At 68.4% G+C, this 12,159-nt stretch carries 8 protein-coding genes and 1 pseudogene; 3 read left to right on the forward strand and 6 right to left on the reverse strand.

Annotated features, from left to right (window positions below):
• Window positions 1-86, forward strand: a pseudogene (locus ACIBK1_RS34605) (IS5/IS1182 family transposase); the annotation flags it as partial.
• 943 nt (window positions 87-1,029) lie between these two features.
• Here ACIBK1_RS34605 and ACIBK1_RS34610 read toward each other — a convergent pair.
• Window positions 1,030-1,485 carry an NACHT domain-containing protein gene (locus ACIBK1_RS34610; RefSeq protein WP_396739917.1) on the reverse strand — a complete coding sequence of 152 codons (456 nt, stop codon included), beginning with the start codon at window positions 1,483-1,485 and terminating at the stop codon, window positions 1,030-1,032.
• Window positions 1,486-1,671: 186 nt separating this feature from the next.
• Between ACIBK1_RS34610 and ACIBK1_RS34615 the strand changes: the two genes are divergently transcribed.
• Entirely contained in the window at window positions 1,672-2,010 is a 339-nt protein-coding gene (locus ACIBK1_RS34615; RefSeq protein ID WP_396739919.1) for a VOC family protein, read from the forward strand.
• Window positions 2,011-2,122: 112 nt separating this feature from the next.
• Here ACIBK1_RS34615 and ACIBK1_RS34620 read toward each other — a convergent pair whose 3' ends face one another.
• The 4 genes from ACIBK1_RS34620 to ACIBK1_RS34635 form a co-directional block, all read right to left on the reverse strand.
• Entirely contained in the window at window positions 2,123-2,647 is a 525-nt protein-coding gene (locus tag ACIBK1_RS34620) for an IS5 family transposase (protein ID WP_396740068.1), read from the reverse strand.
• Entirely contained in the window at window positions 2,572-2,841 is a 270-nt protein-coding gene (locus tag ACIBK1_RS34625) for a hypothetical protein (RefSeq protein ID WP_396740071.1), read from the reverse strand. The genes ACIBK1_RS34620 and ACIBK1_RS34625 overlap by 76 nt, the downstream gene beginning before the upstream one ends.
• Window positions 2,842-3,255: 414 nt before the next feature.
• Window positions 3,256-6,627, reverse strand: a complete 3,372-nt coding sequence (locus tag ACIBK1_RS34630) for a S8 family peptidase (RefSeq protein WP_396739921.1) — start codon at window positions 6,625-6,627, stop codon at window positions 3,256-3,258.
• A gap of 291 nt (window positions 6,628-6,918) precedes the next feature.
• Window positions 6,919-8,940 carry a WD40/YVTN/BNR-like repeat-containing protein gene (locus ACIBK1_RS34635; protein WP_396739923.1) on the reverse strand — a complete coding sequence of 674 codons (2,022 nt, stop codon included), beginning with the start codon at window positions 8,938-8,940 and terminating at the stop codon, window positions 6,919-6,921.
• Window positions 8,941-9,283: 343 nt separating this feature from the next.
• On the opposite strand from ACIBK1_RS34635, the gene ACIBK1_RS34640 reads away from it, so the two are divergent.
• Window positions 9,284-10,264: a helix-turn-helix domain-containing protein gene (locus ACIBK1_RS34640; protein WP_396739924.1), complete on the forward strand. Its 981-nt coding sequence runs from the start codon at window positions 9,284-9,286 to the stop codon at window positions 10,262-10,264.
• On the opposite strand, the gene ACIBK1_RS34645 is transcribed toward ACIBK1_RS34640, so the two are convergent.
• Window positions 10,194-11,906 carry an ISL3 family transposase gene (locus tag ACIBK1_RS34645; protein ID WP_396739926.1) on the reverse strand — a complete coding sequence of 571 codons (1,713 nt, stop codon included), beginning with the start codon at window positions 11,904-11,906 and terminating at the stop codon, window positions 10,194-10,196. The genes ACIBK1_RS34640 and ACIBK1_RS34645 overlap by 71 nt on opposite strands.
• Window positions 11,907-12,159: the final 253 nt, after the last annotated feature.

Genomic DNA, 12,159 nt, shown 5'->3' on the forward strand with positions numbered 1-12,159 from the left:
TCCGCTGCTGCCCTCACCGCGCCACCCCGATCGTGCAGGCCATCCTCGTCCTGCAAGCCGTCGAAGACGACCGCTACTCAGGATGAAAAAGGCTCATTGAGCTGCTTGACCGCTCGGGCCATTGCCGGTTGTAGAGGTCTTCACAGGGCGGCAGATTCCGCCATGAGGGTGCCCGTCCGCGTCATTGTCAATTCTGAAAGAAATGCGGATTTCGCGAGCCGGGGGCATGCGTTCATGCTCCGAGATGTCTTGATCACGCCGTGGCGATAGGTGCGTTCATAGGGTGGCCAATCGCATGGCCACTGCCTGGCCGCTGGTTCGCCACTTATGACTGGTCATGATCACTCTTGTATCACCGCTGGTGGGCGACTTGTAGAAGGGCCTCTCGCTGGCCCGACTCGATGGGCAACGCCATGCTCGAAGGTGAGGTAGAGGACACGCTCGCTAATGTGCCGTGATTGCGAGTTATTGGATTAGGCCCAACTGTATTCTTTCTGTCATTCTATTTTTGGCTCGCTCTTCTTGATGTCAATCGTCCGCTGTTCGTGATCCATTCTCGATTGCCATCGCTCATTGTCGCCTTTGCCCTATGTCGCACCCCATTCCCGCCTAGGGAAAACACGGTAAAGGTGTGCTGGATATCGTTGTATCGGCCTTCGTTCTGCGGTTCAATTAAATTGCGAGTAGAGAAAGGGTGCCGCGCATTCGTGGCCCTAGAGATCGGAGAACGAGAGATGTCGAATGGAGCTCCCGGTAAGTGCGTCCCTGCGAATGTTCCGGGGGAGAGGCTCACGCCCGAAGACATGGCGCGTGTGACGTCGGACGATTGGGCGGAGATCCAGCGGTTCGCGCGTGGCTACTGCCGTACGGTCGACGCCACCCGTTCGCGTAAGCGAATGGACGGAAGCGCAACCATCGTCAAGGGCGGGCACGCGCCGTACGGGACGGACGACGTGTCCGACGACGTCACGCAGGACGCCGTACTTCTGTTCGCTCAGCGTCTGCGCGATGTCCTCGCGTCCTTTGCCCCTACCTCTGACAGCGGCCACACTCGGGACACTCAGGCATGGGTCTACGTCCGAGTACGTCACCGGCCTGGCGTACCGCACCGGCCAGCTCACGGGTTCGGGTTGTGAGGACCAACCCGTCGCCTTCGGCCAGTGAACCAGCCAGGCGGGATACGGTCGCGGCGCGTGATGGTTCGGGCAGTTCGTCCAGGCCGTCCAGGATAGGCAGGATGTGCCCGCGCTCGACCAGGGCCTTGGCCGCGCCGGGCCCGAACTCTGGAGCTGACAGCGCCGGGTAGTCCTGAGCGAGGCGGACCGCGAGCCAGTCCTGCAACCGGGGGTGGACGGTGGTGTCCCAGCCGGCGATCGGGAGCAGCACCGGCACCTGCTCGACCGGCCGCCGGTCAGGGCGGGTCAACTCCAGTAGCAGCTGCACCGCCAATGTGGTCTTCCCACTGCCCGCATCCCCGGAGATCACTAGGGCGTGTATCGAAAGCGCCGGTCACAGTCACCCGTTGCTCTGAGCAGGGGTAAACCGCTACTTCAGCGGTGGATGTGGCGGGTACGGTGTGGCTGTGGCCGGTGATCGCGTGCAGCGGCGGCTTACGGAGACAGGCGCGCGGACACGAAGGAGCGAATGGTGCCAGGCGCTGTACTGCGAGGGGTGACTTTGGACTGTGCCGACCCGCAGGTGCTGGCGGGCTTCTACGGTGCACTGACCGGGATGCGCGAGCTCTTCAGTACGGACGAGTTCGTCGCTCTGACGGACGACTCCGGCTGTGATCTGGGATTCCAGAGGGTTGACGGATACCGGGCTCCGCAGTGGCCGGGTCAGGACGTGCCACAACAGTTCCACCTGGATTTCCGCGCTGACGACCTCGATGCGGTGGAAGAGCTGGCACTGGAACTCGGCGCGGCCAAACCGGCCCATCAGCCCGGCGACGGACGCTGGCGGGTACTCCTGGATCCGGCTGGCCACCCCTTCTGCCTGACGTCTTCCTGACATCCCCGGCGTTGACAGGTATCCCCCGTCAGACGCCGTAGCGCTCAGGCGTGGTCGGGCGGTTCATCAGCTGCTGGCCGCCTCGGAGAGGGCATGGCGTCGGCTGTGCTGGTCACAGCCACTTGTTTATGGCCGCGACGAGGACGGTCGCCTCGTAGCGGACCGCGAGCTTGTCGTACCTCGTGGCCACAGCCCGGTGCCTCTTGAGGCGGTTGATGCCGCACTCGACCGCGTGCCGAGCCTTGTAGTCCTGCGGGTCGAACTTCGGCGGACGGCCGCCGTGGGAGCCGCGTTTCTTGCGGTTGCGGGCCTGGTCGGCCTTGTCCGGGATGGTGCAGCGGATCCCGCGCCGCCGCAGGTAAGCGCGGTTCTTCCGGGAGGCATACGCCTTATCGGCGCGCACGCGATCCGGCCGGGTGCGCGGCCTGCCCGGCCCAAGACGCGGGACACGGACCTTGTTCAGAACAGGCTCGAACTGCGGCGAATCGCCCCGCTGCCCGGCCGTGATCACGATGGACATGGGCTTCTGGCCCTGTTCGACAGCCAAGTGCAGCTTGGTAGTCAGGCCGCCGCGCGAGCGCCCGAGCCCGTGGTCGTCCGGCTCGACGGTGACGCCGCCGGGCGGCTCCTTCTGCAGCTCCCCTTTTTCCTCGCCCCGGCGGCGTGCTGGTGGGCCCGGCACACCGTGGAGTCGACGTTGATGTCCCAGGTGATCAGATCCTTCGCGTCAGCCCGGGTCTGGAGCGCGGTGAAGATCCGATGCCAGGTGCCGTTGCGCTGCCACCGGCGGAACAGGTGGATCAGCACATCCCGCAGCTCGATCAGCGACATTTGCCGGCGGGGGGAGGCCGTGCCCGACCTGTCTGCCGCCGACGGCGAGGCTGCTGGGCGCGCAGGCGAGCGTCCGGAAGTCGCGCTCGGCGGATGTCCACGGGCGATCGATCCGGGTCGGCGGTGTCAGTGGCCAACGTCCTGGCCCTTCCCGAGCAATCAGCGCATCGACGGTCTTGCTTAGCGCCTGCAAGGAGTACGCCGCTGGGTGAGCGCCGAATCGCGGTTCCGCGGGTTTTCGCGGCGTCTGCTCCGTTGGCGCGGGAAGGGCTGTGCTCGCCGTCACGGGCCGCCGCCCCGCCGATGACCAAGCCGAGCAATGCCAGTTGTGCCGCCGGCATCCGGATGCGGGCATCACCCATGCGCCGCACGGGCGCGGCCCGGCGGTGAGCCGGACCGCGCCGTCGTAGGACGTCAGCCGGCCCGGTAAGCGCGGATGATCGTCTGTTCGATACCGCTACCGCCGTCGGCGGCGGCCTTCACCCGCAGCGAGACGAACTGACCGGCCGTGACCTGTGGCAGGTCGGCGCGGTAGCCGTCGTGGTCGGAGTGGACCTGGGCCGGCGTCCAGGTGGCGCCGTCGTCGGTGGAGGTCCACACCTGGAAGGAGGTGACCGGCTGGGCCGGCAGTCGGGTGGCCTGCCGGACAGCGAACGTCGCCGCATCCCCGGTGGGGTGGTTGGCAGCGTCTAGCCCGAGCGCGTAGTCGACCGACAGCAGTGGCAACGGCACCCTCTTCGTGCCGCTCGGGCCGGCCGACCGGAACGTCCACGAGGTGGAGACCTTGGTCGAGACCGGCAGAATCAGGCTGGTCTCGACGTCGAAGGCCAGCCGGTAGTCCGCCGCCTGCTCCGGGACGGTGAAGTCGGCGCGCGAGGCGGCCTGGCTGTCGACGAGCTTTCCGTCCCGGTAGAGCGACAGCGTTCGCTTGACGCCGACCGTCCCGCCCTGCAGGCAGTCGGCCCGCTGGTGCTGGTCGGTGAGCATGACCATGTCCACGTGCAGGTTGCCGCTCGTCCGCGAGGGCGGAGTGGCGCAGAGGTTGTACTCCGCGCCGACCGGGTCGTCGTACCAGTCGGAGTGCAGCGGCTGCCGGGCCCAGATCTTGGTCTGCCGGCTGCCGGGCTGGTAGCTCCGGGCACCCTCCTGTGCGGGCAGGCCGCCGTAGACGCCCTCGTCCTGCCAGACGACGCCGGGAGAGAGGTAGTCCGTCCGGGCCACCGGCAGGTCGAAGCTGAGGTCCCAGGTCAGGTAGGCCCCGTCCATGCTGTAGCCGGTGCGTATCAGCTGGGTCACCATGCCGGGCACGTCCATCTGGTTGAACCGCTCGTCGATCCGGGCGAGTTGCGCCTGCTCGGCCTTGGTCACCTGATAGGTCGGGTCGGCGGGCACACCATCGGCGTACTCGTGGACAAGGTTGTAGCGGTACGGCTGCGCCGTCCCCTGCGGCGACTCCAGGGCGAACCCCGCGTAGGCCCGCAGGCTTCCGACGGAGGGCTGCTTCATCGAAGCGACCGACACCTCCCCGTCGCCGAAGCCGGCCACGGCAAACTGCCAGACGAGGCCGTTCCGCGAGGTGTGCAGCGTGCCGACGTCGACGGCGGAGATCCTGGTCGCCACGCCGTCAACCGAGGCGGTCACTCGCTTGGCCTGTGCGGGATCCAGCTGCACCGTGCGGTCGCCGGTGATGCTGACGTCGGCGTCTCCGACGAGGACGCCGCGCTCCTTGGCGAGATCCTGGTCGATCCTCGGGTCGTAGGCGACGTACCCGCCCATCACGGAGTAGTGCCCGGCGGGGACCCGCAGTGTGACGCTCTCGCCCGGCGTGGGAGACACGCCGTCGGCGTAGACCACCGGGTCGTCACGGTTGATCACGGTGATGTTGAGCCAGTCCACCGCGTCGGCCGACATCGGCGGCATCTTCACGCTGGTGATGGTCAGGTCGTAGCTCGGAGGCTCGACGTAGAAGGCGACCGGCGTGCTCGTCACGACCTTCTTGTCTGGGGTGCGCGTGGTGACCATGGCCGTGTAGTAGCCCGGCCTTTCGGCCAGGGCCCCGCGGTTGATCCGCAGGGTCGCACCGGCGGTGACGCCCCGCTTCAGCTTCAACCGGCTCTCCGACAGGGTCGCGGTGCCGCGCGGTGCGAACGTGCCCGCGTGGTCCGTGACCGTGACGTCGAGGTCGAGGTCGAGGGTCGCCGGGGTCGGCTCGCCGGTCCAGCTGAGCTTCGCCTCGCTGGTTCCCGACTGCGGGTATCGGAACGTGCCGAGGTTGACCGTCGGCTGGTCGCTGACCGGCCCGGAGAGCGCGCGGGCCGCGTTGAGCCGGCCCGCGCCGACCGCGTACTGGTCGGAGCTGGTCAGTGGGTCGGCGGCGCCGACGAGCGCGGCCTTGAGCCGGTCGGCCTTCCAATCACGATGCCGCTGGACGAGGAGCGCTGCGGCCCCTGCGACGTGCGGAGTGGCCATCGAGGTGCCGGAGGAGAAGACGTAGTGGTCGTCCATGGGCGGGCCCAGCGTGGTGCCGGCGGCTCGCGCGGCGACGATGTCGACGCCGGGCGCGACGAGCTCGGGTTTGGCGGCGTGGGTGTTCGTCAGCGGCCCGCGGCTGGAGAAGTCCGCCAGATGGTCGTCGCTGTCGACGGCGCCGACCGTCAGCGCGCTCGCGGCGGCGCCGGGCGACGAGATCGGCCCGCCGTTGTTGCCCGCGGCGATGACGAACAGGGCGCCGGTCTCCTTGGAGAGCGCGTCGACGGAGAGCGACAGCGGGTCGGTGCCGTCGCTCGGCTCGCTACCGCCGAGGCTCATGTTGATCACGTCGGCCCGGTGTGTGGCCCACTCCATGCCGGCGATGATCTGGCTGTCGAAGCCGGAGCCGGAGTCGTCGAGGACCTTGCCGATGATCAGCTGCGCGTCCGGCGCGACGCCGCGGCGCTCGCCGTGGGAGGCGGCGCCGGTGCCGGCGATGGTGGAGGCGACGTGGGTGCCGTGGCCGAAGTGGTCCACGGCGTCGCCGCCCTCGACGGTGAAGTCGGCCTTGTCGGCGACCCGGCCGGCGAGGTCGGGGTGGGTGAAGTCGGCGCCGGTGTCGAGTACGGCCACCTTGACGCCCTTGCCGGTGTACCCGTCGTCCCAGGCCTGCGGCGCGGCGATCTGGCTCAGGTTGTGGTCGAGCTCGGCGGTGGCCGAGGCAGCGGTGGTGGTGAGCCCCGTGGTGGTGAGCCCCGTGGTGGTGAGCGCGTTGGCGTGCACCTTGCGGTCGAGCCAGACCTTCTTGGCGCCGGCGAGCAGCGAGTTGGTGGCCTGCCTGGCGACGGCCGGGTTCTTCTTGGGGATGTGCCCGGCAACCGAGCCGATGCTCGGCAGCGGCCGAACGTCGCCGATGGCCGTCATCCGGGTGTTCGCCGCGGGCTGCACGATCACGGGCAGCTCTTGCGTGCTCGCGTCGTCGTACCCGTCGTCGATCAGCGCGGTGACGTCGAAGAGTGTCGGGTCCAGGACCGAGCCGACCTGCGCCGCCACGCGGGCTGGGATGACGTGCACGTGCCCGTTGGGGCCGCAGGTCTGCTGGATCACGGCGTTGCGTTCGACGGGTTGCACCGTGACTCGAGGACAGCCGGAATCGGTCGTTTCGACGGTTGCCACGTCGCCCGTCAACAGGGTGACGGTGTACCTCTTGCCCCCGCTGGAGGAGGGGGTGTCGGCCATCGCCGGATGGCCGGGCACGACGTTCAGCATCGTCGCTGTGACCGCGAGGGCCGGCAGCCATCGCATTATTTTGAGCATCTTGCTCCTTACAGGGGGGTCGGCCGCGTAACGTGCCAGGCGGCCGGAGATCGTATTCAGTTTTGTGTAGAGCTGGAACTCCAACTTGTTTGCCGCCGCAGCTCGACACCGACGACCGGAGCCCCACTCGCTGCACTACGCGACGAGCTCACTGCGTCGCGCCGGCGGGATCAGGAACAGGTCGCGGCGCTGGTTGGTCCCGCTGCCTCCACAGGTGCCTCCCTTTGGGGAGGGCGGGAGGCACCCGGCGCGTGCCCGGTTATGGGTTGACGCGACTCGTTCACGGCTTGGTTACAGGGCGAGCCGATACACGCCGCTGTGTCCGGTGCCTGCGAACAGCCACCCGCCGTCGGGCGAGACGAGTACCGAGCGCACATCGCGGTCGGGCAGGTCCGCGGAGACATCGACCCAGTGCGCGCCGCCGTCCACGCTGCGGGCCAAACCCTGGCCAGGCCCGCTTGCCGCGTCACCGGACGCGGCGAACACCGTTCCGTCCGGCGCGAAGGCCACGTCGTCGTAGCTCGCCGCGGTGAAGCCGACGGCGTCGCTGAACGACGCGCCGCCGTCATGGCTGACCTTGATCAGGTTGTCGCCGACGACCACGATGTGCTCGGGGTCTTCAGGGTCGACCGCGACCCGTTCGACTTCTCCTGTGAGCACCTTGTCCGCGGTTGCGCCGGAGTCCCTGCTCAGGTAGAGCCCGGTGACATCGCCGATCCACAGGGAGCCATCTGCGCGGGGATCAATGGCGACCGACCGAACGCCTTCCACGCCCGGGAGGAAGTGCTGCTGGAGGGTCTTGCCGCCGTCCGTACTGGAGTAGAACCCGTAGAAGGAGGCGGCGACGTAGACGGGTGACGGGTGACGGGGGTCGACAGCCAGCGACCGGGAAGTTCCGCCCACGAAGGTCAGTGTCCGCCAGTGGGCCCCGCCGTCGCTGGACCGCTCAAGCGCGATGCAGGAGTCCGGGCAGAAGGCGTTTCGTGCTCTGAGCAGGCCTCGGGCCGGCAGGGTGGCCAGCGCGCCGATCGCGTTACCCACGGCGGCAGGCGATCGTCCCGTCCAGCCCCAGTCCTGGAAACCGGTCTTGAGCTTCTCGGACAGCGGTGCGCGTGAACCGTAGCTGTCCACGGTCGTACCGGCGACGAGCATCGGGCCCGACACGGCCAGTGCGTCGACCTCGACGGCGGGCACGCCGATGCGCTGGTAGCTGGCCGAGTCGCGGGTGGTGAAGGTACCGGCAGGTCCGGTCACCACCTCCTCGTCCGGACGGTCCGGGAAACTGCCGAGATCGGTGTAGAGGTCGACCGCGGTGAACGCGTTCGGCCGGGGAGTCCAGGTGCGACCCTGATCGGGACTGATCCACAGGTTCCTGCCGGCGCTCGTGCCGTCGGCGGCCGCCTGGCTCGCCTGCACCTGGATCTCGCCGCTCGCGGTCAGCGCGATGAAGAGGACAAAATCCGTCCCCCACGGGCCGGTCAGCGTACGCCAGCTGCGGCCGTTGTCGGTGGAGATGACCGCACTGCCGTCCCGGGTCTGGGAGGCCACGACGAGCCCGTCGCGAGCGGCCAGGTGCTGCACGAAGACGTCGCCGGGGAGGGGAAGTTTCCGTGCTGCCTGCGGGTTCGTCAGCGCGTCCTCGATCAGGTAGAGCGCACTGCCCGCGCCGGCGAACAGATCGTTGCCGCTGAGCGCGAGTCGGCTCACCTGGCCGGGCGAGCCGGGGAGCAGCGTCCAGTGCGCTCCCTGGTCCAGGCTCTCGTAGACGCCCGCGGTCCCCGCGGCGAAGACCTGCCGGCCCGTGGGCGACACCACCACGTCGGTGATGTCCGTCGGGCTGTCGAGGACCGAGTGGAACGTCTCGGCGCCGTCGTCGCTGCGCAGCACGTGGCCCTGACCGGTGCCCAGAACGGTCGCCGCCACCCAGACCACGTCGGCGTCGCGGGGGTCCGCCGCCAAACGGAGGCCGCTCGCATCAGGGACGCCCAGCCAGCCCGGCTGACGCCATGTCAGACCATGGTCGTCACTGCGAAAGACGCTGTATCCGGCGTCCGGCAGCACGTACAGCCGCGATGGTGCGGCCGGCGTGAACGCGAGATGGCCACCGCTGGCGTTGGGGCCCATCGACTGCCAATGCGAAAGGGACGCCGTATTCGCCGCGCTCGTAGCGACCGCGGGCGCCGCGACCGTACCCGCCGCGACCGTACCCGTCGCGGCCGCGGCCGTCGTGGCGGATGTGGCGGCCGCGACGGCAAGGACCACGCCCAAGCCCGCTGCGAGCACGATCCGTTCCTGGGGGGATTTGCGATTCATGCGATCAGCGTTGATCAGCTCGTCGTCTACTGTCACCGCTCAGCTGGTGTCCGAACTACGACATGTCACAAGTTCGTCAACCAGCTTCGTCCGGACCGCGACGGCCGGCTGGTCCGGTGGCGTACCGTCGGTCGGGTGTGAGGCCAAGCTGTCGAGGCGCGCTCCAAGCTCACGGACAAGACCTGATCCGAGCCGTCGTGTGATGGGCAGTGAGTTCCCGCCAAGGCCTTCAGAGGTTATGGTCGACAACCCTGACCTGCACGAGTACGCGGTCAAACGGGCCACCTCACTCCCACGTTTGACCGCGTAACAAAATCTGAATTACGGATGTCATGATTGGACGATGCTGGAGGTGGCGGGGCTCAGCGCCGTGGAGGAACGCACGTACCGGCTGCTCGTCGCAGCGGTCGAGGCCGATGTCTCGCACCTAGGGGATCTCCTCGGGATGGACGTGGCCGATGTCGAGGGGACGCTGCGGTCCATGCGGGACAAAGGCCTCGTGCGGCCGGTGTCTCCCGAGGGGCGGCGGTATGCTCCGGTGCCCCCGGAGATCGCCCTGGGCGCCTCGTTGTTGCGACAGCGTCAGTCGCTCGATCGGGCGCGCATGTTCGTGAACCAGTTGTCGGCGGAGTATCGCGGCAACATCCGCCGTTTTGACTCCCGAGAGCTCGTTGAGCTGGTGCCCACCCGGGACGCTATCCGGGAACGGCTGATCTACCTGCAGGACAACGCCCGCGACGAGGTCGTGTGCTTCTGCCGGGTCGGTCCGGTCGTCTTGACCGCCCAGGAGAACGACGCCGAACCCGCGGCGCTGGCCCGCGGAGTCTCCTATCGAGTCATCTACGAACGAGCGCATCTTGAAGAACCGGGCATGCAGTCCAACGTGGCGTACGGCATCAAGCTGGGGGAGCAGGCCCGGGCCGTCCCGCACCTTCCTGTACGGATCACCGTCGTCGACCGCGAGGTCGCGTTGCTCCCCTTGATCCAGGATTGCGGAGTCGCCGAACCGACGGCTGCGTTGATCCGCGACAGCACGCTGCTGGATGCGATACTCGCCCTGTTCGACGCCTACTGGGCACGTGCAATCCCGCTGCGCGTTCTCGACGACGGCGTCCTGTCCGTGGAGGCGATGCCCCCCCTGGACTCAGACGACCTTTTCCTCCTCTCCCTGCTGGTCACGGGCGTGCCGGACAAGTCCATCGCCAGCCAGTTGGGCATCAGCCAGCGAACCGTCCAGCGACGGATCTCCCACATCATGGAGGCCGCCGGCGTCCAGACACGGATGCAGTTGGCCTGGCACGCGGCCCGCGAACAGTGGCTGTAGCCAGTAGACGGGGCTGGTCCCCATCGCGAGCAGGGTATCGACCGCCGCCGACAGTGGTCGTATGGCGGTGTTGCTGTACAGCCCTCCGACTCCCCGTGTTTGCCTGTGGCCGTGTGCGGCCCGCGGAGCCGTGGGGCAGGGTCAGGCCGGCTTTGGCGGCGTCGAAGTCGCGCTGCAGCCCTGTGACGAAGGAGTGCAGTTCCGGCAGGTTGTCGGCCTGGACCCGCTTCATCCACTGCTCCAGGCCCTCACCGGTGGGCTGCATCATCATCTGGGCGAAGGCGCGGACGTGCTCGCGTAGCGCGGCCAGGGCGGGGCAGAGTGCGGTCAATGCCTGCAGGTGCTGGTGCTCGTCGCTCTCGAGGGTGTCGGGGTGGCGGAGGAACCAGCCGGTGGCCTGGCGGACGGTGGGCGGTGATGGCGGCGGCAGGGCGATGGTGGTCCGGGACCTCCACGGCCCTACGAGCTGGCGCACCATGGTGACCATGCCGCGGTAGCCCATGGCCGTGACCTCCTGGTAGAGCTGCTCGGCGTTGGTGCAGCCCTGCGCCCAGCGCTGCCGCAGGTAGCCGGCGTACTCCTCGATCATCTTCGGGCGTTTGCCGGTGCCGTTGTGCACGAGCAGCTCCTCCGGATCGCTGGCGCGGGCGAAGCGCCGGACGGTGTTGCGGGCCAGCTTCAGCTCGCGGGCAATCGCGCGCAGGTCGCGGCCTTGCGCGAGCAACTGGTGGATCAGGGCGTGCCGCTGGCGGGTCCGCTCGGCCAGGCGTCCGGAGCGCCGCTCCGAGCGAGCGGGCTCATCTGCAGACGGGATCGTGACTGGGGCTGGTGCGGGTGTCTCGTCCGGCCGGGTGACGGCCGCCAGGTCTCGTAAGTGAGCGCGGTGCTTGGTGACCGTGCGCTCGACGGCGTCACCCAGATTTCTCCACATATGCCACCTGTCCGCGACCTGGATCGCTTGCGGGGCACCGCGGGCGGCGCCGTCGGCGTAGCAGCCGGCCCTGTCCCGGCAGATGATCTCCACACCGGGTCGGTCGCGCAGCCAGGCGGCCAGCGCATCCGATGAGCGTTCGGGCAGCACGTCGACCGGACGGCTGGCGGTGATGTCGATCAGGATCGTGCCGTAGGTGCGGCCGCGGCGCAGGGCGCAGTCGTCCACGCCCAGCACCTGGGGTCCTTCGGTGGGTTCCGGGTCGGGCAGGGATCGAATCAGCCGGATCAATGTCATCCGGTTCACCGCGGCGGCCAGGCGGCAGGTGAGCCCGGCACCGCCCCGGCCGCCCAGAGCCAGGGCGATCGTCCGCAGCCGCGTGCGGAGCGGGACGCTGTAGCGGCCGTAGCGGACGGTCAGCCCGGGCACCTGCTCGGCGAAGGTCTTCACAGCGCAGTCGTCGTTGCCGCACCGAAACCGCCGTACCCGCAGGAGGAGCACAGTCTCCTGGCCGCCGACGGCGCTGTCGCATACTCGCCGCTCGTAACTGCTGTGCACGCGCTGGGAGATCATGCCGCACCGCGAGCACGCCGCCTGCGAAGCGCGGGTCCTGGCCTGGATCCGTATCGATCTGCCTGACCGGTACACCTGGTCAATCTGCAGGCTGGCCAGGTGGGGAAAGAGGGCCGCGAGCAACTCCGAGATCGTCACCCAGCATGATCAGCAATGCCCCGCAGCCGAGCGCGTGAAGATCACAGAATTAGTGCCAGAGCCAGTTTTCACGCGTCGTCGACACGCCCGGCTGCAGCATCTGCTCCAGGCTGAGCCTGCTCTCGCCGAGGATCTGCGACGCCTGCTGACAGCGGGAGATATGCCGCAGGCATGGCCCTTGAGAGAGGTGCACAACGTGATCACGGGGGGAGTGCGACACGGGCCCGTGATCCAGGCAGGCCGGGTATCCGGC

The sequence above is a fragment of the Microbispora rosea genome, assembly GCF_044460045.1.
Lineage (GTDB): Bacteria > Actinomycetota > Actinomycetes > Streptosporangiales > Streptosporangiaceae > Microbispora > Microbispora rosea.